This is a genomic window from Bradyrhizobium sp. 6(2017) (assembly GCF_011058295.2).
GTDB lineage: Bacteria > Pseudomonadota > Alphaproteobacteria > Rhizobiales > Xanthobacteraceae > Bradyrhizobium > Bradyrhizobium septentrionale.
In genome coordinates this window covers 1,435,703-1,457,478 of the sequence record NZ_CP049289.2, presented here as the reverse complement: position 1 = coordinate 1,457,478, position 21,776 = coordinate 1,435,703, and the positions used below count along the sequence as shown (strand labels likewise).

Annotated in this window: 19 protein-coding genes; 8 read left to right on the top strand and 11 right to left on the bottom strand. The window is 61.6% G+C overall.

Annotated features, from left to right (window positions below; translation table 11 throughout):
- The first annotated feature begins 79 nt into the window (after positions 1-79).
- On the top strand, positions 80-532 hold the full coding sequence (locus G6P99_RS06760) for a hypothetical protein (RefSeq protein ID WP_029079662.1): 453 nt from the start codon (positions 80-82) through the stop codon (positions 530-532).
- Between the two features lie 25 nt (positions 533-557).
- Positions 558-1,358, top strand: coding sequence for a polyphosphate kinase 2 (gene ppk2 / locus G6P99_RS06755; protein WP_029079663.1), 801 nt, complete (start codon positions 558-560; stop codon positions 1,356-1,358).
- A gap of 42 nt (positions 1,359-1,400) precedes the next feature.
- On the opposite strand, the gene G6P99_RS06750 is transcribed toward ppk2, so the two are convergent.
- The 3 genes from G6P99_RS06750 to G6P99_RS06740 all read right to left on the bottom strand — a co-directional run bounded on the left by G6P99_RS06750 (position 1,401) and on the right by G6P99_RS06740 (position 6,510).
- Positions 1,401-1,835, bottom strand: coding sequence for a hypothetical protein (locus G6P99_RS06750; protein ID WP_029079664.1), 435 nt, complete (start codon positions 1,833-1,835; stop codon positions 1,401-1,403).
- Between the two features lie 34 nt (positions 1,836-1,869).
- Entirely contained in the window at positions 1,870-4,620 is a 2,751-nt protein-coding gene (locus tag G6P99_RS06745) for a decarboxylase (protein WP_165127624.1), read from the bottom strand.
- A 195-nt stretch (positions 4,621-4,815) separates the two neighbouring features.
- Positions 4,816-6,510 carry a SulP family inorganic anion transporter gene (locus tag G6P99_RS06740; protein ID WP_029079666.1) on the bottom strand — a complete coding sequence of 565 codons (1,695 nt, stop codon included), beginning with the start codon at positions 6,508-6,510 and terminating at the stop codon, positions 4,816-4,818.
- 148 nt (positions 6,511-6,658) lie between these two features.
- On the opposite strand from G6P99_RS06740, the gene G6P99_RS06735 reads away from it, so the two are divergent.
- Entirely contained in the window at positions 6,659-7,546 is an 888-nt protein-coding gene (locus G6P99_RS06735; protein WP_029079667.1) for an alpha/beta hydrolase family protein, read from the top strand.
- 60 nt (positions 7,547-7,606) lie between these two features.
- Complete coding sequence (locus G6P99_RS06730) at positions 7,607-8,161, top strand: invasion associated locus B family protein (RefSeq protein ID WP_245284585.1); 555 nt, start codon at positions 7,607-7,609, stop codon at positions 8,159-8,161.
- 16 nt (positions 8,162-8,177) lie between these two features.
- Here G6P99_RS06730 and G6P99_RS06725 read toward each other — a convergent pair whose 3' ends face one another.
- From G6P99_RS06725 to G6P99_RS06715, 3 genes are all read right to left on the bottom strand, one after another.
- Entirely contained in the window at positions 8,178-8,552 is a 375-nt protein-coding gene (locus G6P99_RS06725) for a response regulator transcription factor (protein ID WP_035976508.1), read from the bottom strand.
- 204 nt (positions 8,553-8,756) lie between these two features.
- Positions 8,757-9,389, bottom strand: a complete 633-nt coding sequence (locus G6P99_RS06720; RefSeq protein ID WP_084518372.1) for a response regulator transcription factor — start codon at positions 9,387-9,389, stop codon at positions 8,757-8,759.
- Between the two features lie 84 nt (positions 9,390-9,473).
- Positions 9,474-11,237: a sensor histidine kinase gene (locus G6P99_RS06715; RefSeq protein WP_245284586.1), complete on the bottom strand. Its 1,764-nt coding sequence runs from the start codon at positions 11,235-11,237 to the stop codon at positions 9,474-9,476.
- Positions 11,238-11,567: 330 nt separating this feature from the next.
- Here G6P99_RS06715 and G6P99_RS06710 point away from each other — a divergent pair, with 330 nt between their 5' ends.
- Positions 11,568-12,236 (top strand): helix-turn-helix domain-containing protein, encoded by a 669-nt coding sequence (locus tag G6P99_RS06710; protein ID WP_029079672.1) that lies wholly within the window; start codon positions 11,568-11,570, stop codon positions 12,234-12,236.
- An 8-nt stretch (positions 12,237-12,244) separates the two neighbouring features.
- Here the strand turns inward: G6P99_RS06710 and G6P99_RS06705 are convergent, their stop codons facing one another.
- The 4 genes from G6P99_RS06705 to aspD all read right to left on the bottom strand — a co-directional run bounded on the left by G6P99_RS06705 (position 12,245) and on the right by aspD (position 16,272).
- Entirely contained in the window at positions 12,245-12,685 is a 441-nt protein-coding gene (locus G6P99_RS06705; RefSeq protein WP_035976512.1) for an ion channel, read from the bottom strand.
- Positions 12,682-13,761 carry an AI-2E family transporter gene (locus tag G6P99_RS06700; RefSeq protein WP_029079674.1) on the bottom strand — a complete coding sequence of 360 codons (1,080 nt, stop codon included), beginning with the start codon at positions 13,759-13,761 and terminating at the stop codon, positions 12,682-12,684. The genes G6P99_RS06705 and G6P99_RS06700 overlap by 4 nt, the downstream gene beginning before the upstream one ends.
- 104 nt (positions 13,762-13,865) lie before the next feature.
- Positions 13,866-14,183 carry a hypothetical protein gene (locus G6P99_RS06695; protein WP_051346106.1) on the bottom strand — a complete coding sequence of 106 codons (318 nt, stop codon included), beginning with the start codon at positions 14,181-14,183 and terminating at the stop codon, positions 13,866-13,868.
- Between the two features lie 457 nt (positions 14,184-14,640).
- Entirely contained in the window at positions 14,641-16,272 is a 1,632-nt protein-coding gene (aspD, locus tag G6P99_RS06690; protein WP_029079676.1) for an aspartate 4-decarboxylase, read from the bottom strand.
- A 359-nt stretch (positions 16,273-16,631) separates the two neighbouring features.
- Between aspD and aspT the strand changes: the two genes are divergently transcribed.
- The gene (gene aspT, locus G6P99_RS06685) at positions 16,632-18,323 is read left to right on the top strand and encodes an aspartate-alanine antiporter (protein WP_029079677.1); all 1,692 of its coding nucleotides are present in this window, start codon (positions 16,632-16,634) and stop codon (positions 18,321-18,323) included.
- Here aspT and G6P99_RS06680 read toward each other — a convergent pair.
- Positions 18,260-18,514: a hypothetical protein gene (locus G6P99_RS06680; RefSeq protein ID WP_245284597.1), complete on the bottom strand. Its 255-nt coding sequence runs from the start codon at positions 18,512-18,514 to the stop codon at positions 18,260-18,262. The two genes, aspT and G6P99_RS06680, sit on opposite strands and share 64 nt — an antisense overlap.
- On the opposite strand from G6P99_RS06680, the gene G6P99_RS06675 reads away from it, so the two are divergent.
- Together G6P99_RS06675 and G6P99_RS06670 are read left to right on the top strand one after the other, a co-directional pair.
- Positions 18,407-20,044 (top strand): aspartate-alanine antiporter, encoded by a 1,638-nt coding sequence (locus tag G6P99_RS06675; protein WP_245284596.1) that lies wholly within the window; start codon positions 18,407-18,409, stop codon positions 20,042-20,044. The two genes, G6P99_RS06680 and G6P99_RS06675, sit on opposite strands and share 108 nt — an antisense overlap.
- Positions 20,045-20,525: 481 nt before the next feature.
- Complete coding sequence (locus G6P99_RS06670) at positions 20,526-21,776, top strand: site-specific integrase (protein ID WP_165127622.1); 1,251 nt, start codon at positions 20,526-20,528, stop codon at positions 21,774-21,776.

Below are 21,776 nucleotides of genomic sequence, written 5' to 3'. Positions count from 1 at the left end.
GATTTGGATCAAAGAAGACGGCCAGCTTGCTCCTACCGTTCTCGGGCAAGGCTCAAGATCGATCCCAGGAGTCCCGGCCATGCGAGACAAAATCGATGATCTGATCCCGAAGGCGCATGAAATCCAGAAGCTGGCGGCGCACCAGGAAGCGGAGAAAGCTGAGGAGCACGCCAAGCGTGCGGCCGCTGCGGAGGCCGAGAAGCGCGCCTTGATCGAACGGTTGAGCAAGCCGTCCGGTCTCAGCGAAGACGAGAAGGTCAAGCTGGCCTCGACGGTGATTCAGCGTGCGGTGCGCAACGGGCTGACCGAAGTACAGGTCTATCGCTTCCCCAACACGCTGTGCACCGACAAGGGGCGGGCCATCAATCAGATGGAAGCGGGCTGGGAAAAAACGCTGACAGGTATACCCAAGGAAATATACCAGCTCTGGGCGGACTACCTGCAACCGCGCGGCTACCGCATCCGCTACCAGGTCGTTGAATACCCCGGCGGCATGCCCGGCGACATCGGCATCGTCATTGCCTGGGGCTGACAGCTCAAACGATGGACGGGGATCCATGGCGAAGGACAATTCCACCGGAAAGATGAAGCGCAAGCAGTATGAAGAAGAGCTGCACAAGCTGCAGATTCAGCTCTGCCATCTCCAGGACTGGGTGGTAGCGAACAAGCTCAGGGTCATCATCCTGTTCGAGGGGCGCGATGCAGCCGGCAAGGGCGGAACCATCAAGGCCCTGACCGAGAAGGTCAGCCCGCGGGTGTTTCGGGTGGTCGCCCTGCCCGCGCCATCCGATCGAGAGAAGTCCCAGCTCTTCATCCAACGCTACATGCAGCAATTTCCGGCCGCCGGCGAAATCGTCATCTTCGATCGCAGCTGGTACAATCGCGCAGGCGTCGAATACGTGATGGGATTCTGCACGCCGGCGGAACACAAGCGGTTCCTCTCACTCTGTCCGCAGATGGAGCAATACATTATCGAGGGCGGCATCATCCTGATCAAGTTGTGGCTCGAGGTCGGGATGGACGAGCAGGAACGCCGCTTCAGGGCCCGGATCGACGATCCGCTGCGACAGTGGAAACTGAGCCCGATGGACACGGCGTCGTACCGGCGCTGGTACGACTATTCCCGGGCACGCGACCTGATGTTCAAGGCGACGAGCTCGAAGCACGCGCCCTGGCACGTCATCCGCTCCGACGACAAGCGCCGGGCGCGATTGAACTGCATTTCGCACCTCCTGAAGACGATCCCCTACGGACGGGTGAAGCGCGACAAGGTGAAACTGCCCAGGCGCTCCGACAAAGGGCGCTACAACGATCAGGTCGGTCTGCGGGGAATGAACTTCGTCGAGGAACGCTACTGAAAAGCCAGGCCGCGCCGGATGCGCGGCCTGGGCTCTTCCGGCCTATTTCAGGCGGATCGTGACGCCGCCCACGGCGGCCGAGACTTCGGCGCCGACCTTCGGACCGCTGAGCTGCAGGATCACGCCATTGGCGTTCTGCAGTTGCACGCCTCCGGCGCCCGCGGCGATCGCACCTCCAGCGCCTGCGGCGCTGTAGGAACCTTCGATTGAGCCGGGCCCCCTCAGGTTGATCGCGCGCCCGACAAACTTGGTGGTCGAGGCGCCGATCGTGAAGCCGACGCTCATGCCCGACACGGTGAACGGATAATGCTTGCCGCGCAGGGTCAATACGCCCTCGCCGCCTCCGATACCAACGATGAAGCCACCCTTGGTGAAGATGACGGCGACCGCGCCGGTTTCGGCCAGCGACGGCGTGCCGAAGCCAGCCAATCCGATTGCCAGCGCGGCAACGGCTCCAAGCAAATCCACTTTCCTCATGATTTCCCTCCAGGGATCGGTTGCGCGAACGGATCTATGATGCGGCCTTGAGCTTCGGCGCTGACGCTTTCGGCTTGCCCATCCTGGCGAGAGCCTCGGTCGTCACGAGTTTCAGGCCCTCAGCCGCGTCATAGCCATGGATCTCCTTCACATCGAGCTTGCGCATGAAGTCGATCGTCTCCTGCGTGATGACCTGGCCAGGGACCATAATCGGGAAGCCCGGCGGATAGGGGATCACGAAGCTCGCGGACACGAGAGCGGGCCCGTTCTTCAGACGCCTGTCGATCTCGGGATCGTGCAGGCGGATGTATTCGCATCCGGCGGCGTCATAGGCCGAATAGAATCCGCTGCGGATGTCGCCTTCATTCGTCCTGGTGCCGGCATCACCGCGATAGGTCTCGTGGAAATGCGAGAAATTCGGCAGGTCCGGTACGTCCTTCATCAGGCTGTTGACCCGCAAGTCGAAATCGACCCTGGCGTTCGCTCCGCCTTTGGCCAGACCCCGATCGATTTCACCGGAGATTTCGGCCAACACCCGGACAAGATGCGCGACGTCGCTGCGCGTATTGTTGATGTTGGACTGGATCAGGACCGAGTTGCGCGACGTCTTGTTGACCTGGATGTTGTAGCGGTTGGCGAGCAGACCCTTGAACTGCGTTCCGTCGTACCCGGCCGTGCCGCAGACCAGCGTCATGCGGGTCGGATCGAGGCAGAACTCGTCGTCGTTCAGGCTCTTCAGGGCGCTCGCCCAGTTGGTGCCGACCGCGAGATAGTCAGTGAAGCCGCTCTGGCGATATTCCTTGGGGACCATCGCATCGGCACCCAGGACACGGAAATACCGGGAAATCAGCGGATTGGTGTTGACCGCATTGCGGATGGCGAACGCAATCTCCATGGCATTGGCGACCAGTCCATAACCCTCGAGCTCCATCTGGCGGCGCGAGACGTCGAGGCTTGCGATCAGCTGCTGGTTCGGGCTGGTCGAAGCGTGCGTGAATACGGCCTCCTTGAACTGCGCTTCGACCGTGTGAAATTCGATGTCCTTGACGGACAGCATCGAGCCCTGCCGGATTGCCGACATCGACTTGTGCGTCGAGTTGGTCTGGTAGACCCGCAACCGGATCTGACGCGGATCGGGGATGAGCCGGGTCTTGAGCAGCACCTCGTCCGACGGCTTCTTGCCGAGTTCGGCCTGCTGCTTCTCGTAGGCCGCAACCGATTTGGGATCGCGCATCCAGGCTTCGATCTCGTTCGCCGCGCCCATCGCGGTTCGTCGCCTCAGGAATGGCGAGAACCGCGCGAAGCCGAACCAGGCCTCGTCCCAAAGGAAGATCAGGTCAGGCTTGATCGCGAGGCATTCCTCCATCACCCGCCGCGTGTTGTAGATGTGACCATCGAAGGTACAATTGGTCAGGTCGATCATCTTGACCCGGTCGAGCCGGCCATCCGCCTTCGCGTTCAGAAGCGCCTGCTTGATCGTCTTCAGGGGCACCGCGCCGTACATCGAGTATTCCGTCATCGGGAATGCCTCGACGTAGAGCGGCTGCGCGCCCGCCAGCACCATGCCATAATGGTGCGACTTGTGGCAGTTGCGATCGACGATCGCGATGTCGCCGGGACCCAGCAGCGCCTGCACCGCCATCTTGTTGGAGGTCGAGGTGCCGTTGGTCACGAAGTAGACGCGGTCGGCACCGAGTGCGCGCGCGGCCTTCTCCTGCGCCTTCTTGATGTTGCCGGTCGGCTCCAGCATGCTGTCGAGGCCGCCGGTGGTGGCGCTGCTCTCGGCAAGGAACAGGTTCAGCCCGTAGAATTCGCCCATGTCGCGGATCCAGTCCGACTTGAACACGGACTTGCCGCGTGCGATCGGCAGCGCGTGGAAGGTCCCGATCGGCCGCTGCGCGTATTTCTTCAGATTGTCGAAAAACGGCGTGTCGAAGCGGTCCTGCACGCCTTCCAGAATTGATAGGTGCAATTCGAGGATATCCTCGACCGAGTAGAACACCCGGCGCACCACGTCGGCCTCAGGATTGCCGGCCAACTCCTCGACGTCGCGATTGGACATCAGGTAGAGATCAAGCTCGGGACGGATCCGCTTCAGGATATGGGCCAGCCGTAGCGCGGAAGCATCGGACTCTTCGTTGAGCCCCATGGCGCCCGTCATGGCACGAAGCACAGGCGCATCGTGGCGCGAGCGCAACCCGAAGCCTTCATTGATCACCACCGCCGCAATGTTGGGGTTTAGCATTGCCGCACAGAAGGCGTCCTCGAGACTGCCCACCACCACGGGCTCATAGATGAAGGCGTCGACCGGACGCCGCAGCCTGCGCCATTCCGCCAAGAGTCCCGGCCAATTGCTGGCTGGCACCCCGGTCACGATCAGGGTCTCGAAGTAGGGACGGCGCGCCGCCGATTGCCCGAGCGTTGGCGGCAGCAGATCGGGAACGTCGCCATTGCCCTCGTCCTGCGTGCTCCAGTCACCGGCATGCTGACGGAAGGATTTTGTCTGAAGTGCCTGCGCGATCCGGGTCGAAAGGATATGCGAGGTGGCGGCATCGCCCGCCGCCGCGGCTTCCTTCAGCGCCGCCATCAAGCGAAGGCCCGGGTAGCCGTGAAACTCCTCGGTGACCGCGATTGCCGACAGCGCCTTGTCGTACGGCGCACGGTCGCCGCCCCGGTTCCACGCTTTTGCCGCCTCGACCAGATCCCGCCAATTGTCGGCGCGTCCGCCGGGTCCCGAGAAGAACTGGTCGATACGCTGCTGGGCCTGCTTCGCGTCGTTGGCCATGAATGTCTCCCGATCTTGGCGGTGTTCCGATCTTGACGGTGTTCCCCGTCAAAGCGTACGAACCGCGCACACCGCTCCCTTTGATCCAAATCAATCCGCAGCGGTTGAGACAACCTTGTCGCCATCGAGCGAGCGCAACGTCTTGCGATGCAGCAGAGCTCGAATGTCGGGGAACGGTCCGCGGGACAGCGCACATCAGTCGTTTGCCTGCGGCTTCCTGCTGCTTAATACGCTGTCGAGCGTCCGCATCCAGTCGCCGCTGTCGGTCTTGTCTGCAAGACCATCCGCCTGAAGCAGATCGCGCAACTGCGCGTGCGCGCCGACGATGCAGAATTTGATGCCGCGCGAGGCGAGTTCCTGGTGAAGATCGTGCAGCATGCGCGACCCCGCCAGGTCGATGAACGGCGAGGCCGACAGGTCGCAGGCCACCAGCTTGACGTCCGTGGACGTCTGCAGTGCAGCCAGCACAGTTTCGAAGATCGTCTCGGCATTGACATAAAGCAGCGAGGTTTCCGGGCGGAAGGCGATGATCCCGGTCAGCGGTTCCACGTCGTCATGGCGCGCCCGGTCGGAATAGCGGCCGCTGCCAGGGAGACGGCCAAGAAACGCGACATTGGGCTGGGACGCACGCAACAGCAGCAGGAAGATCGAGGCGACGGCCGCCAGCAGCACGCCCTGCAGGATCCCGAGGAACAGCACCGATACCAGCGCGATGACCGCCGCATAGAAATCGATCCGGCTGATCCGCCACATTCTGGCAAGCGCCGGAATATCGACCAATTTGTAGACGGCCGAAAAAACGATCGCGGCAAGCACGGTCTTCGGCAGATTGGTCAAGAGACCCGTGAAGAACAGCAGGCAGAGGGCAAGGGTTGCCGAACAGAACAGGAGGGCCAGCGGCGTTCGCGCACCGGCTGCGTCATTCACGGCCGACTGCGACAGCCCACCGGCGACGGGATAGCCATGCCCGAAGGCTGCGGCGAGATTGGCCGCGCCGAGCCCCAGAAACTCCTGCCGGACATCCAGTGCATAGCCGTGCTTTGCCGCGAAGCTTCGCGCCGCGGACACGCCTTCTACATAAGCCAGCACGAGACATCCGGCGGCGATGGGAAAGAGATCGTCAAATTCGAGCAAGCCGAAGGTCGGTAGCGAAAGGGTCGGCAACCCGGTCGGGATCTTTCCGGTCACCGGCAATCCCATTTCCGCAAGCCCAAGGACGGAGACCGTGAGGATCGACAGCGCGACCACGGCGAGGCCAACAGGCTTTCCGGGCAGCCTGCGCTCGCCGAGCAGGAGCAGCACGGTCGCAACCAGACCAATGCCGAGCACCAGCGGCCTGGTATCGCCCAACTGACCGGCAAGCTTGATCGCACGGTCGAAAAAATTGTGGCCGCCACCTGCCACGCCGAACAGGCTTGGCAGCTGGCTCATGATGATGGTGAGCCCTGCTCCGGCCTTGAAGCCCACCAGAATGCTATCGCTGATCAACCGCACCAGCAGGCTGAGCCTGAACAGCCAGGCAATCAGGCAGAGCAGCGCCACGCTGAAGGCCACGAGGCTGACGATCTGCCCGTAACGTGTGGCGTCGCCGCCGGCCAGCACGCCGACGGCGCCGGCGATCATCAGAGAGATCGCCGAGGTCGGTCCCACCGCGAGTTGCCGCGACGAGCCGAGCAAGGCGTAACCCACGCCGCCAAGCAGGTAACCGTAGACGCCGACCTGCGGCGGCAGACCGGCGAGCCCGGCATAGGCCAGCGACACCGGGATCGCGTAGGCCGCCAGCGTGACCCCGGCGATGGCGTCCGCACCAAGCCAGGATGCGCGATAGTCGGCCAGCCAACTCGCCAGCGGAAACCGTCGGACCCAACTCGTCTCGCTCTGGATTGACATCAAGTCCGCCGTATCAAGCCGCATTGGACGCATGTGGTTGCGCCGGGGTGGACCGATCCACGTTGATTCAGATCAAGCGTCGCCCTCGCAGATCGGCACTACGATCGTCGCAACCTGCACATCTACGTCAACCGCCGGAGGGCATGACATGCGTCAGCACGGCTTACGAGCCCTCGCAACTGCAACACTGCTGCTGCTTGGTCTGGCCACCCCGGCACGCGCCGACGACAACAGCGCGTCCCAGCGCATCCAGGAAGAAATCTGGGCCTTGCCGCTGCCGCTACCCATGTTCGCTTATCTGGTCCGACCGCTCGGAGATGGTCCTTTCCCGCTGGTCATCATGAATCACGGCGTGTCGCTGAACGCCCGGGATCGCAGCTTCTTCCCGCTGGTCGAATTTCGCGACGCCGCAATGTGGTTTGCACGGCGCGGTTATCTCGTGGTGGCGCCGGTCGGCACCGGTTATGGCGCCGCGGCTATCGATATTCCCGAACGCGGTCTTTATGGCCCGTTCTTCTCCAAGATCGGGAAATGCACCAATCCCAATTTCCTCGACCCGGGTCTCGCCGTCGCGCAGGTCGATCTCTGGATCATTGACTACATGGCCGCCGAAAAGCGCACCCTGCCGGACGGCGTCATCGTCGTCGGGCAGTCGGCCGGCGGCTGGGCCGCGATCGCCCTGTCGAGCCTCAACCCGCCGCAGGTCAAGGCCATCATCACCTTCGCGGCGGGCCGCGGCGGCCGCGTCGATGGCAAGCCCAACAACAATTGTGGCCCCGACAAACTGGTCGAAGCGACCGGCGTGTTCGGCCACACGTCGCGGGTGCCCATGCTGTGGCTCTACATCGAGAACGACACATTCTTCGGCCCGGCTCTGTCGAAGCGAATGTACGAGGCTTTCACGCGCGCCGGCGGCAGGACCGAGTACCATCTACTGCCGCCGTTCGGCGACGAAGGGCATTTCCTGATCGGCTCTCCCGATTCCATTCCTATCTGGTCGCCACTGGTCGAGCGATTTCTGGACAAGGTTCGCTAGGCGCATCTCGCTGGAGGAGTATCCATGGTCCGATATGGTCCCTTGTATGGTCCTTTGGCGATGTTGGTGCTGTTTGCGGTCAGCATCGGTGCTGCGCGCAGTCAACAGACGCCTTCGCCGTCCGCTGCGGTCAAGGACGGCGCCGAGGTAGCCACGCGAGGGGCACGCACGGCGCGGGACGTCAAGTATGGCGAATGGCGAAAGGTCTGCTTCACCCCTGCCGGCGCCAGGACACTATGCCGAACGACGATCACCGGCACCCTCGGGACCGGCCAGACGGCCCTTCGCGTCGATCTGATCGAGCGCGAAGACGGGACCTCCCGCCTCCAGCTATTCCTGCCGGTCGGGATGTACCTGCAAGCCGGCGTCAAGCTGTCGGTCGACCAGCAGAAGGTCCATCGCCTGCCCTATACCTGGTGCGTGACTAACATGTGCATCGCAGCCGATGTTGCCGACCCCAAGCTGCTCGAGGAAATGGATGGCGGAAAGGCGCTGTCGGTCGACGTCGTCGACACCAGCATTTTGACGGTGACGACATCGGTGCCGCTGGACCGCTTTGCGACCATCCGCAAGGGAGCACCCGCGCTGACGCTCGATCAAGCCATTGACGAATGATTGAGAGCCGCGATCGCTAGACTGCGCCCGCCAACAATTGTTCGATCGGCTGCATCAGCGATTTTGCCGTGAAGGGCTTGGTCAGATAGGCCACGCAGCCCGATGACATTGCGGCCATCCGTGTCGCCGGGTTGTCATTTCCGGTGATGTAGATGACCGGGACGTCGATGCCCTGATCCGCCAGGCGGTGCCGCAGTTCGATCCCTGAACCATCGCTGAGATTGATGTCCAGGATCAGACACAGCGCGCCATCGAAGCTGCCATCTCTCAGCAAGGCATTTCCAGTCTCGAATAATCTGGATGCAAATCCATATTCCCGCAGCAGCCGTCCGATTCCACGGAGCATGGAGGGGTTATCATCCACGACGAAGACTAGTTTCGCGGTCGGCAAATCCTGTGGGCCTCTACCCTATCGAGAAGCAAAATCCTATCGAGAAGCAAAATCTCGACTTGCTGCCCAACGTCCACGCCTGGACGAAGGACACATTGAAATCTCACCGGCGCACGGCATCGCCACGGCCAATACGGAGATACGCGCCGTCACAAAGCTTTCATATTGTACCATGGGACAGGAGGCCGCAGCTGCCGCGGCGGATTAACCCTTAACTTCGCCATCAAGCTCGTGCATGCCGAGCCGCTCCGCGATCGAGACGAGCTCGGCAAGTGACTGCACCTGCATCTTCTCCATGACCTGGTGACGATGCGCCTTGACCGTGCGTTCCGTCGTGCCGAGTTCATAGCCGACCTGCTTGTTGATCCGACCGCGTACAATCAGATCGAACACCTGCCGCTCGCGTGGGGTCAACTTCGCCAGCAGCGCGCGGAGGGAGTCGAGCCTGGTTCGCTGGCTGCGGGCCAATTCGTGCCGCGCAACGGCACGATTGATTGCCTCGATCAGCTGCTCTGATGCAATCGGCTTGGTCAGAAAATCCTCGGCTCCGGCCTTGATCGCCTGCACGGTCGTCGCTGTGTCCGCATGTCCGGTGAGGAATACGATCGGAAGCGTCGACTCCAGCTCGTTGAGACGGATCTGCAGCTCCGGACCGCTCATTCCGGGAATGCGCACGTCGAGCAGGATACAGCCGGCGTCTTCGTCGCCTGGCAATTGATCGAGCAGTTGCCGGGCCGATGCATACGTCGCCACACGGTAGCCGGCGAGCTTGAGCCTGCGCTCAAGTGCCGTGCGAAACGAGGCGTCGTCGTCGACAATATGCACGTAAGCGTGCATTACCCTCTCTCCTACACGACCGACGGCAAAGACTGCGTTCGTCAAGTTAGCACTGCCTCCTGCCAAAGTAAGAGCCCAAACGCGCTATGCCGCCAGCGGCAATGAAAGATGGAAAACCGCTCCGCCCCCGGACTGGTTCTCGGCCCAGATCTGACCGCTATGCGCCAGAACGATCGTCCGCGCGATTGACAGGCCAATACCCATTCCCTGCTCCTTTGTGGTGAAGAATGGATCGAAAATCTCGTTCAGCCTGTCTTGGGGAATTCCCGGACCGGAATCGCAGATCGAAATCACGGCCGACGCCCCTCCATTGACTTCGGTACGGCCGATGATCGTCCGTCCGTAGGGCATCCTGGCCATCGCGTCCATGCTGTTGACCACGAGGTTGAGAATGACCTGCTGCAACTGAACCGGATCACCTTCCACCAGCAGGGTCTGCGGCGACGTCTGCAGGTAGATCGCGACGTTGCGGGTCGAGGCCTGCAGCTTGAGGAAATCGAATGCCTCCCGCATGGTCTGGTTGAGGTCGATCTCCTTTTTCTCAAATGGCGCACGCTTCAGCAGGCTGCGCATCCGGCGGATCACCTCGCTCGCACGCAAATCATCGCGCTTGATGTCGGAAATGATCTCCCGCACCTCCTGAAGGTCAGGAGTCGGCGAACCGAGGATCAACTCCGCCGTCTCGGCATTGGTCAGGATTGAGCCGAGCGGCTGGTTGAGCTCATGGGCGATCGAGGACGACAGCTCTCCGGCGGTCGCCTGCCGATTGCTGTGAGCAAGCTGGGACAGGCGATTGCGGGCCTCGACTTCGGCCTCTCGTCGCATGTACCGCTCGTGCAGCAGGAACGCGATCAGCATGGTCTGGAGCAGCAACGCCGCAGTGAACGCAACGGCCGGCCAGCGATATTTTTCCAGGAAGGTCGGCTCCTGGAAGCGGATTTCGCTGCCTTGCGGCAGACTGGCTTCGCTGACATTCCAGCGCTGCATCTGCCGCCAATTGAAGATCGGCTTCACGGCATCGATGACCGACGGCGGCAGGTTCTCCGGCGCTTCGCCATCGAGGATTCGCAGCGCCCTTTGTGCAGCGTCGGCACCGATCAAGGACGGGACAAGAGCGAAACCGCCTATGCCGCCCGGTTCGAGGAAAGTCTCCGCCGCGATTACGATGGGACGATTTGCCTTCGCTGCGACAAATGCAAGAGCGTCCGAGGGCGGATAGTAGTTGCCTTTGCCGTCGCTATAGAGGCCCGTGTAGATGATCGCGCTGTGGTCGGGAAGCGCGGCGACCCGCTCGATGACCTCAGGCATCGGACGTCCGATAATCTCGATAATGTCGAGGCCCGGAATGCCGGCCGCAGCCTGGTCCTTCCAGTTGCGAAACAGAACTTGCCGTTCCCATTCCGCACCGACGATCGCGACAGTTTTGAGGTCCGGCACCACGGCGCGGGCGACCGAGACGGCATCCTTGAACTTCAAGGCTACGATGCCGCCGGTGGCATAGGCAGGCGGCCGCAATCGCTTGAAATCATTCTCTTCGACCAGCGCAAACACGATTGGCGTGTCAGGCCAGAGTTGCGGGCGCCAGCGGAGCACAAGCTCGAGCGCAGCCGCTCCAACGGCAACCACGACACCGATCGGTCGATCGCGATATTTCGTCTCGAGAAACCGCCGAAAGCCCTCCTGATAGGCCTCACCGCCGAAGCGATTGAGATCGAGGCTTTCCGTGTAGATCGTCGTCGGAGCGTGACCGTGCGCGCTCACGGCATCCCGCAATCCAACAAAGACCTGATAGTAGAACGGGCCACGTCGATCGGACTGGTCCAGCACCAGTATGGAATGTGGGCGCATCTCCTGCGCCCGGAGACCAGCCGGCGACAGCAAGCTAGCCAGCAGGATGATCAGTCCAGAGAGCCGAATTGCCTTGCCCATAGCGCTCGGAGCCGGAGACCAACGGGTTCAAGAAAAACTAGCACGGTTATCGTCGTAAATGCTGAAAAGTAATCCAACACTCGCGTACCAATTGCGAACAAATTGCCGCATTTCCGGGCCCCCTGTCCTTTGGGACAATGGCCTCAAGACCAATAGAGCCTGGTCGGGCCGTGTCGTAGTCATTGCACGCGGACAAGCATTTTCGAACCGCTACGGACGCCGCAAGGTCATCGTGAAGAGGGTTGGTCCATGTTCGCTCGCGTCAATGTCAGACCGGCCAATGTACCGAGCGTCCTCGGTGGGTTGACCGCCCCCCATGCCAACTTCATCACCAGCGAATTCCACTACAGAAGGGGCGCCGAGATCTACGGCGAGGAGGAGCCCGCGGAGTACGTCTACCAGGTCGTTTCAGGGGCTGTCCGCAGCTACAAGCTCCTCTCCGACGGACGACGTCAGATCGGTGCTTTTCACCTCGTCGGGGACATTTTCGGCCTTGAGAACGCCGAAACCCATCGCTTCACAGCCGAAGCCGTCGTCGACACGGACGTGCGCCTGATCAGGCGGATGAGCCTCGAACGGGTGGCGCATTCCGATTCCGCCCTGGCTCGCAACCTGCTGATCATGACCACCAGCAACCTGCAGCATGCCGAAGACCATATGCTGCTCCTCGGCCGCAAGACCGCGTTGGAGCGGGTGGCCGCGTTTCTGCTCGAAATGGATCGCCGGCTGACCGGCGTCGGCGTCGTCGCCCTGCCGATGTGCCGGCGCGATATCGCCGACTATCTCGGGCTGACCCTCGAGACCGTATCGCGTGCGCTATCCAAGCTGCACGCCTACGGAGCCCTCGACTTCCTCGGCTCGAACCAGCGCGAAATCATGCTGGTTGACCGCGACCAGCTGTCCAGGCTGGACAACTGACCGGGACGCTATGAGGATTTCGTAAGTGCCCCCTGGCGTTCGATGGTCCTTTGCAGCACCTCGAACAGGACCGCTGTCGACCAGCCGAACATCAGGATCCCGTTCATGGCGGCCATCGGTCCGACCAGCAGCCACTGCTTGACCGGGATTACGTCGCCGTAGCCGAGCGTGGTGTAGTTCACAAAAGCGAAATAGATCAGATCGCTACCCGTGGGCGCTGCACCCATTGCAAAATAGGCCAGTGACCACACCATGATCTCCAAGGTGTGAGCCACCATCAGGATCAGCGCGGTCGTCACCATCACGCCGCTGAGCTGCAACCCAAACCGACCTGCGGCACTCAGGGCGACGTTCCGCATCAGTCCGATCACCAAGACGGTGAATAATGAATGGAGCACGATGTTGATCGCGCTGACCGCCGATCCAACGATGAGCTGAAACAATATCATCGCTCACCCGCCAGCCGGGCACGGTCGTCCCGGATCCACGCTGTGATCAACTCCCAGGCGACCGCGAGAATGATTGGGCCGATGAACAGGCCTACGATGCCGTGGGCAAGCGTGCCTCCGATCACGCCGACGAAGATGACGAGCGCCGGCGTGGTCAGGCCTCGCCCCATGACCAGCGGCTTCAGCACATTGTCGAGGACGCCGACGACCAGGAAGAACAACGTCAGCGCGAGTGCCGTCGTGAAGTCCTTGGCCAACCAGAGCCAGATGATGACGGGGAACAGCACGATCGCCGCCCCGATCTGCACGATCGCTAGCAGCATCACGACAAACGCCAGCAGACCTGCGTTCGAGATCCCCGCCAACTTGAACCCAATGCCGGCGAGCAGCGATTGCAGGACGGCGACGCCGATGACGCCCTGGGAGACCGCCCGAATTGTCGCGCCTGCGAGGTCGAGGAAGTGCTCACTTTGCTCCGGCACGATGCGGGACAGGAAGCCCCTGCATGCCGCGGCAAGCTGCCGGCCGTGGGGAAACAGGAACCCCGCGAGCACGACCGCCAGCAGAAACTTCAGCATCCCGACGCCGGCATTGCCGGCAAACGCAAACAGGACCCCGGCCAGCGGCTTCAGATGCGGCACGACCTCGCGCAGCACGGCGCGCAGATTGGTCGACGCCCGATCCCAGAAGTCGTAGAGCGGGCCGCCGATCAGCGGCCAATCCTTGATCTCCGGCATCGGCGACGGCACGACAACGTTACCGGCGCTCAGTTGTCCGGCGAGTTCCCTCACCCCCTCCACCGCCCCGATCCCGAGCCAGGCCGCCGGTCCGATGACGACAGCCAGTGCGATCAGGGTCAGGACCAGGGAGGCGATGCCCGCATGGCCGCCGAGCATCCCTGTGAGCCAGTTGAAGACCGGATAGAGCGCGACCGCGAGCACGACGCTCCAGGCCAGGATCGGCACGAACGGGCGGACCAGGACGAACGACCAGTAGATCAGCAGCGCCAGCAATCCGAGGCGAATTGCGAGCTGGATGAATTCGTCTCCGGCCACGAGCTGGCGAAGGGTTTTCAAGAACGTGCTCTCGATTGAGCGTCAACAGGCACGCAGGAAGCGGTGCCATCGCCTTGGCGCGCATCGCTTGATCCAGATCAAGCGTCACGCGTCTGCCCGTGACGTCACCGGAGGCCGAGCAACGAACGCCGATAGCCGCTATCGCGCGCTTCGTTCCTGCACACGAAACTGCCGTCAAAGCCCCTGCCATAGCGGCTCTGGCCTTTGAGGTAATAGCGTCCACGGCGGAAATCGAGCCAGACCACGGTATTGCCAGGACAATGCCGCTGGGCCTGGGCTTCATAACGGAAGGACGTTAGCGGCACCGCGACCGTTTGTTGTGCAGAGCAGAACAGGACAATCGTGGCCGAGAGCCCGATTCCTGACCTTGCGGCCAGATGGCCTCGACGTCCGGTCGAATTTGCAACTATTTTGAAGCGCATCCATGGCCCCCGGACTGGTATCTCCGGTCGCAGGCGCCGAACTCATCGCCGACATCAGTTCGCTGAGCTTCAGATGAGAGGCTCGAGATGAGGGGTTCGCTCAGAGCGACAGCAATCCAAAGGCAAACGCGACAGTCGACAGCATCCCGGCCGTCACGACCGTCAACCTGAAGGCAAAATCGCCGTCGATCGCTTCAAGCCAGCGATGAAACGCTCGCCGAAATATGTCGCTGCCGTTCCCCATGATGGTCATGGTAGATCACGGAGAAATCGAGTGACCAGTGCAGCTTGTGCCAGACGATTGGAATTGCGTGCGACAAGCTGGCTCACCCAATCGGACTATAGTGGCCCGGTTGACCGCGCGGCGCCCTGAATGGCGAATGACCTGGCAGCCTTGTCAGCGACAGCTCGCGCGCCGGAGATCAACAAGTTTCAACGATGCGGAGAGTCCCGTTCGTCAGCGCTTTGCGCCTCCCTTATTCCCGGTCGCCGCTTCGTACGCATCGCGATAGCCCCTGGCGATGGCCCGGACACCTCGTCCGATATCGTCGTAGACATCGTCAGGGAGGTTCGCGAGCGATACCCGAAGCGACCATTCCGGTGCATCGAAGCCGCCTCCGTTCAGCAGCACGATTCCGTGGGCTTCGGCCAGCCTGAACGCGAGATCCAACGGATGGACATTCTTCTTCAGGTGTTCAACGGCATCGTCGCCGATGTTCTTTCGAGCCCAGAACTCGAAATCGATAAGGCCGTAATAGGCATCGTAGTTCGGGTTGGGGGTTAGCTTATCAGCAAGCCCGAGCCCGTCGAGCAGCGACCACAGGCGCTTGTTGACGATTTCCATGCAGGCAGCCTGATAGGCCTTTTTCACGTCCAGCATTTCAGAGAGCGAGAACAGGCTCATCATCACCTGCTGCGGCAACGATAGTCCCGCCGTGTGATTGAGCGCCACGTCGCGGCTGTCGGCCACAATACGGTCGATCAGCTTGAGCTTGCGCGGCTCCAGCGTCAGCGGCCCGTAGCGCTTGTCCAGCGCTTTCACGGCGGCGTCTGGAAGCTTGGCGATCATCTTGTCGAAGATGTTGTCTTCGTGGATGGCGATGGCCCCGAGCCGCCATCCCGTGCAGCCGAAATACTTCGAATAGGAGTAGACACCGATGGTGTTGTGCGGCAGCTCGCCCAGCAGCGAACGGAAGTTGTGCACGAAGGTTCCGTAGACGTCGTCGGTGAGGATCATCAGGTCGGGGCGCTTGGTCTTGACCAAATTGGCCAACTTGGCAACCGTCTCCTTGCTCAACGCCATCCCCGGAGGATTGGACGGATTGACGACGAAGAAGGCCTTAACCTTCGGATCTTCCAGCTTCTTGATTTCCTCGTCGGTGAACTGGAATTTGTTTTCCTGCGGAGCCCTGATCTGAACGACCTTCAGATCGTAGTCTTCCAGGTGCGTCATCTCGATGTAGGGCGTGAAAATCGGCGTCGCCAGCGCAATCGTATCACCAGGCACGAGCAGCCGGTTGGCTTTCAACGACTTGAAGAGGTAGCACATCGCCGCCGTGCCGCCCTCGACGGCATAAATGTCGAACTTTCCGGCCGGCCGCGGGTCGCCGCAGACGGCCCACATCAGATATTCATGGACGATCTTTTCGTTATGAACCAACATGCGGTCCGGCACCGGGTAATTGTCGCCGATGATCGAATCGACCAGTTCGTGGACGAAGGCGTCGGGATCGAAGCCGAACTTCTTGACCGCAAAGGGCAGCATCTCGGTCAGGAAGCTCGCGCCCGGCATGTCCTTGTGCTGGGCGAGCCAGGCCTCGAACCGCCCGGCAATGCCCTTGGCCTGCGGCATGCCGCCGATGCCCGCCGGGTGCTCCGCCACCCGCTTGCTCTCGGTGATGGCGAATTGTCCGAGCAGGAAGAAGCCCTCGCGTGGCGTGGTGGCGACCCAGTTGGGGTTGCCCCGCCCGGCGTTCAGAAAGGCCATCTGACTCTGCTTCGAAGCGCTCTTCGCGAGGTTGATCAGTTCGTCCTTGATCTCGAAGGGGCTCAACGCCTCGAATTTCTTTAAGGTCAGAAGATCGGCCATTGGACACTCCCGGGGGATGCGAGCTGTTGAATGGAGGCGGACACGCTCCTTGCCTGCACGATAGCGCCAAGCATGATCGGCGGCCGGTGACGAACCTTGATCTATGTCAACGGTCCTTTGCGCAGGCGACGCGACCGCAGCGACGGATAGCCGCGTCACGATGCAATCTGCGCACCATGCGGTGGTGTCGGCAAGACGATGAAATCGCAACGCTCTCGCAGTTGCGATTGACATAGATCAACATCCTTCTCGCCAGCCGCGGCCTGATGTCGATCGATACAGTTGCTCGCCCTTTTCGGCCCTGCGCGAGATCGAAGCGTGCATGCCGAAGCGCCGGGACAGCATGAACGGGTGACATCATGATCGATTGGTTCTTCCAGACGCTCCGCACCTACCCCGAAATCGCGATCTTCCTCTCGCTGGCCCTGGGCTACTATTTCGGATCCTTCACCTATAAGGGTCTCGGCCTCGGCGCCGTCACCGCGACGCTGGTCGCTGCGGTCATCATCGGCCAGATCGGCATCACCATTTCGGGCCCGCTCAAGCCATTCTTCTTTCTGATGTTCCTGTTCGCAATCGGATATGGCGTCGGACCGCAATTCGTGCGCGGCATCGCACAGGACGGCATTCCGCAGGCGATTTTCGCGGCGGTGGTCTGTGTCTTCTGTCTTCTCTCGGCGTATCTCGGCGCGAAGCTCGCGGGCTACGATGTCGGATCGGCGGTCGGGCTCTATGCCGGCTCACAGACAATCTCCGCGTCGATGGGGCTTGCCACCGATGCTATCAATCGCGCTGGTCTGCCCGCAGACGAAGCCAAGAAGCTGCTCGATGCCATGCCGGTCGCCTATGCCGTGACCTATATTTTCGGCACGGTTGGGTCGGCGATCGTCCTGGCCCTGCTCGGGCCCGCGCTGCTCGGCATCGATCTCGAGACCGCGTGCAAGAAATACGAGGAAGAGCATGGCGGCAAGAAGGAGCTGGGCGGCGCGGGAACGGCCTGGCACCAGTTCGATTTGCGCGCCTACCGCGTTCGCGAGCGCGGGCCTGTCGTCGGCAAGACCGTCGCGCAGGCCGAGGCGCTGATTCCCGATCATCGCATCTTCGTCCTCCGGCTTCGGCAAGCTGGCAAGATCGTGGAGGCAACTTCCGACACCGTGATACATGCCGGCGATGTCGTCGCCGTTGCTGGCCGCCGCGATGTGCTCGTGCAGCTGATCGGCGAGCAGGCGGAGGAAGTTGACGATCGCGAGCTGCTTGCGGTGCCGATCGAGGGCGTCGATGTCTACGTGACCAGCAAGGACGTCGATGGCAAGACGCTGGAGGAACTGGCGAAAGCGCCGGGCGCTCGCGGCGTATTCCTGCGCAAGATCGCCCGGGGCGCGATCGCGACCGAAATCCCGATCCTGCCGAACACAAAGATAAATCGGGGCGACATCGTCACCCTGGTCGGCCGCACGTCCGACGTCGCTGCCACCACAAAGATGCTGGGCCGGCCGGATCGTGCGACCGACATTGCCGACGTCGCGTTCATCGGCGCCGCGATTGCGATCGGCGCCCTTGTCGGCGCCTTCGTCTACAAGATCGGAAGCGTGCCGCTCACCCTGTCCACCTCCGGCGGCGCGCTGATCTCCGGTCTGTTTTTCGGCTGGCTCCGATCCGTGCACCCGACTTTCGGCCGCATCCCGTCACCCACCGTATGGTTCATGAACTCGGTCGGCCTGAACGTCTTCATTGCGGTGGTCGGCATCTCCTCGGGACCGGGATTTGTCGCCGGATTGCAAAAGCTCGGCTTCAGCCTGTTCCTCTGGGGCGTCGTCGTGACCACCGTGCCGCTGATCCTGGCGATGTTCGTCGGCAAATACGTGTTCCGTTTCCACGACGCGATCCTGCTCGGATGCTGCTCTGGCGCGCGCACGACCACCGCCTCGCTGGGCATGATCAATGATCGCGCGAAGAGCCAGATTCCCGGCCTTGGCTATACCGTCACCTACGCGGTCGGAAACACGCTGCTGACGATCTGGGGCATGGTACTGGTGATGATGATGACATAGCCGCGGCGAGCGACGATGTTGAAACGATGATTATTTGGCTGCAGCAGTTTCTCGTCCGTTATCCGGAACTCGCACTGTTCCTGGTGATCGCGGCGGGCTACTGGATCGGCAGCTTCAGGATCGGCGCCTTCAGCCTTGGCCCGGTGACGGGCTCGCTGTTCGCCGGCCTCGCGGTCGGCGATTTCGCCCATGTGCCCGTCTCCAGCATGACCAAATCGTTCCTGTTCCTGCTGTTCCTGTTCGGGGTGGGCTATTCGGTCGGTCCGCAATTCGTGCTGGCGATGAAGCGTGACGGGCTGAAGCCGATGCTGATGGCCATTGTCGTGAGCCTCACCGGTCTTGCGGCCGCAATCGTTGTGGGGCGCGTGCTGAAACTTGACCCCGGCTTTGCGGCGGGGCTCCTGTCAGGCGCCTTGAGCCAGAGCGCTGCAATGGGAACGGCCACCGACGCAGTGAATGGGCTGCCCGTGTCCGAAGCACAGCGCGCCTTGTTCGTCTCGCACATCGCGGTGGCCGATGCGGTCTGCTACATCTTCGGCTATGCCGGCGTGATCACATTCTGCACGATCATTGTTCCGGCGCTGCTGAAGATCGATCTGAAGACGGAAGCGCTCAAGCTGGAGCAGGCCCTGGGCATCACGCGCACCAGGCCCGGCCTGGTGTCCGCCTGGCGCAAGTTCGAGCTGCGCGCCTACCGGCTGGATAACGACGCGGCGATTGCCGGACTGACCGTTGCCGCCGCCGAAGCTCGCGTGCCCGGGCAGCGCGTGTTCATCCACCGCATTCGTCGCGGAGAACGCATCCTCGAGGCGGAGCTTGGAACGATGCTCGCGGCAGGCGATGTCGTCGCACTGTCCGCACCGCGCCACATCATCGTGGAGCTGATCGAACCGCGCGGCGAGGAGGTCGAAGACCAGGAGCTGCTCGATATCCCGCTGATCTCGGCCGACGTGTTCCTGATCAACCCGAAGCTCGCGGGCAGCAGTCTCCAGCAGGCGTCGGAACAGAGCTGGGCCCGCGGCCTCTACTTGCGCTCGATAAGCCGGGGTGGCGAGGCACTTCCCATTGCTGCCGGCGTCGTCCTGCAACGCGGCGATCTGCTTCGCGTCGTGGGTCCTGAACCGGTGGTGCAAAATGCAGCCAAGAGCATCGGCGTCATCGTTGCGCCGAGCACCAGCATCGATTTCGTGGTGCTGGGGCTCGCGATTTTCCTCGGCGGCCTCGTTGGCGTTCTCCTGAGCTTTTCGGTTGGTGGTATCACGATCTCGCTGAGCACCAGCGTCGGCACCCTGCTCGCCGGACTTCTAGTCGGCTATCTCCGCACACGTCTACCGTATTTCGGCCGGATCCCCGACGGCGCGATCAGCCTGATGACGTCGCTCGGACTGGCGGCCTTTGTCGGTCTTACCGGGATTCATGCCGGACCGATCTTCCTTTCCGCCATACGGGAGTCGGGCATCGGCCTGCTTCTGGGCGGCATGATCGTAACCCTGCTGCCCCAGATCGTCGGCTTCTGCTTTGGCCATTTCATCTTGCGCATGAACCCGATCCTCCTGCTCGGCGCATTGACTGGAGCGCAGACGGTCACGGCGGCGATGGCTGCCATTCAGGAGCGCTCGGCGAGCTCTGTGGTGGTGCTTGGCTACACGCCCGCCTATCCGATCTCGAACATTCTGCTCACGACGTGGGGATCGGTGATGGTGGTCGTTTTCGCTGGATGAGCCAGTGAGAGCCCAGCCCTCCGCGCTCGGCATCACATTACGAAATCCACGCCTCGTCGCCCTGGTCATGATACGCGCTCGACAAGCCGCGAGAGACCTCACTCAAGCCGCATGGGACACCCGATGTGATTATGCCGACCGCAATTGGTTGCGGGTGATTTGAACCTACGAAACCAAGCCATTGATCTTGTCGGAGCGACTGCTCGACCTCAAAAACAAAAACCCAGCAATCCATTGAGATTGCTGGGTTTCCGTTGTCGATCTTGGTTGCGGGGATAGGATTTGAACCTATGACCTTCAGGTTATGAGAACAATTAGGCTCGTTTCCTGGTGATGCCCCGTGTTGCCCTGCGTGTCATAACTCATTGTTTATACACTATTTATTTGACTTTTCGATTTCGGCGGTGTCCTGTCATTTCCGCTACGGTGGCGACACGGTGGCGACACGAAGAACAAACCGACACCGCTTTTCCGCCCTGGTATGCCAATCAAGCTTTCCAAACGCACTGTTGACGCTCTCGCCGCTGGCCCCCTCCCCTCCATCGGCTACGACACCGAACTGAAAGGATTCGGCGTGCGACTCGGCGCGCGTGGCTCGCTCGGTTGGTTCATCGAATATCGGCCGGGGGCTGGCGGTCGGCGCGTTGCCAAGAAGCGGTTCTACTTTGGATCGCGCGAGTTCACGCCCGAGCAAGCGCGCCAGACCGCCAAGGAATTGCTTGCCAACGTCGCCTTGGGCGGTGACCCGATGAAGGATCGTATTCGCGAGCGCCACTCGCTACCTTTCAGCGAGTTTGCCGAGCGGTACCTGTCCGAGGAAGCCGAGGTAAAACTGAAGCCGGGCACGATTGCCAATTATCGGATTGCGATCAGAAAGCATGCCGTCCCCGACCTTGGCCGCATCAAGCTCGACAAGATTTCCAATGCCGATCTAGCGCGGCTACACACCAAAATCGGCAAGACCAGCACGGTTAACGCCAACCGGACAATGGAATGCGTTTCGTCGATTTTTCGATACGCCGCCACCTGCAATCTCGTCCCGGTCGGCCACAACCCGACCAAGGGAATCCGTGCCTTCCGTGAGAATCGGCGTGAGCGGTTTCTCAGCTCGGAGGAACTGGCGCGCCTTGGCGAAGCGATCAGGGAGGCGGAGACCGTTGGTACGCCGTATGAAATCGACGAGTCAAAGCCCTCGGCAAAACACGCCCCCAAACCTGAGAACCGCCGCATCCAAATCGATGCTTATACTGCCGCGGCTCTTCGGCTGCTCATTCTAACGGGGGCTCGCCTTCGCGAAATTCTGCATCTCAAATGGGATTACGTGGACTTTCAACGTGGCCTGCTTCTGCTGCCCGACAGCAAGACGGGGCGGAAAGCGATAGTGCTCAACGCTCCGGCCCTCGCCCTTCTGCAGAGGATCGAACAAGCGGGGCAATATGTCATTGCGTCAGGCGATCCTGATCGGCCGAAAGCTGATCTTAACCGCCCTTGGCGCACAATTTCCAAGCGGGCTGGTTTGGAGGGCGTCCGGATACATGATCTCCGACATACGCATGCGAGTGTAGGCGCAGCCGCTGGCCTAAGCTTACCAATTATCGGCAAACTGCTCGGACATACTCAGGCAAGCACAACTCAAAGGTACGCACATCTCGCATCCGATCCGTTGAAGGAGGCGTCCGACAAGATTGGATTGTCCATATCGTCGCAGATGGGCGACGCAGCGCAACGCTAG

Coding starts and splice junctions, on each gene's coding strand:
- G6P99_RS06760 (WP_029079662.1), top strand. CDS start 80: ATGCGAGACAAAATCGATGATCTGATCCCGAAGGCGCATGAAATCCAG.
- ppk2 (WP_029079663.1), top strand. CDS start 558: ATGGCGAAGGACAATTCCACCGGAAAGATGAAGCGCAAGCAGTATGAA.
- G6P99_RS06750 (WP_029079664.1), bottom strand. CDS start 1,835: ATGAGGAAAGTGGATTTGCTTGGAGCCGTTGCCGCGCTGGCAATCGGA.
- G6P99_RS06745 (WP_165127624.1), bottom strand. CDS start 4,620: ATGGCCAACGACGCGAAGCAGGCCCAGCAGCGTATCGACCAGTTCTTC.
- G6P99_RS06740 (WP_029079666.1), bottom strand. CDS start 6,510: ATGTCAATCCAGAGCGAGACGAGTTGGGTCCGACGGTTTCCGCTGGCG.
- G6P99_RS06735 (WP_029079667.1), top strand. CDS start 6,659: ATGCGTCAGCACGGCTTACGAGCCCTCGCAACTGCAACACTGCTGCTG.
- G6P99_RS06730 (WP_245284585.1), top strand. CDS start 7,607: ATGTTGGTGCTGTTTGCGGTCAGCATCGGTGCTGCGCGCAGTCAACAG.
- G6P99_RS06720 (WP_084518372.1), bottom strand. CDS start 9,389: ATGCACGCTTACGTGCATATTGTCGACGACGACGCCTCGTTTCGCACG.
- G6P99_RS06715 (WP_245284586.1), bottom strand. CDS start 11,237: ATGCGCCCACATTCCATACTGGTGCTGGACCAGTCCGATCGACGTGGC.
- G6P99_RS06710 (WP_029079672.1), top strand. CDS start 11,568: ATGTTCGCTCGCGTCAATGTCAGACCGGCCAATGTACCGAGCGTCCTC.
- G6P99_RS06705 (WP_035976512.1), bottom strand. CDS start 12,685: ATGATATTGTTTCAGCTCATCGTTGGATCGGCGGTCAGCGCGATCAAC.
- G6P99_RS06695 (WP_051346106.1), bottom strand. CDS start 14,183: ATGCGCTTCAAAATAGTTGCAAATTCGACCGGACGTCGAGGCCATCTG.
- aspD (WP_029079676.1), bottom strand. CDS start 16,272: ATGGCCGATCTTCTGACCTTAAAGAAATTCGAGGCGTTGAGCCCCTTC.
- aspT (WP_029079677.1), top strand. CDS start 16,632: ATGATCGATTGGTTCTTCCAGACGCTCCGCACCTACCCCGAAATCGCG.
- G6P99_RS06680 (WP_245284597.1), bottom strand. CDS start 18,514: ATGGGCGAAATCGCCGACCGCGAGGCCGGCGAACAGCGAGCCCGTCAC.
- G6P99_RS06670 (WP_165127622.1), top strand. CDS start 20,526: ATGCCAATCAAGCTTTCCAAACGCACTGTTGACGCTCTCGCCGCTGGC.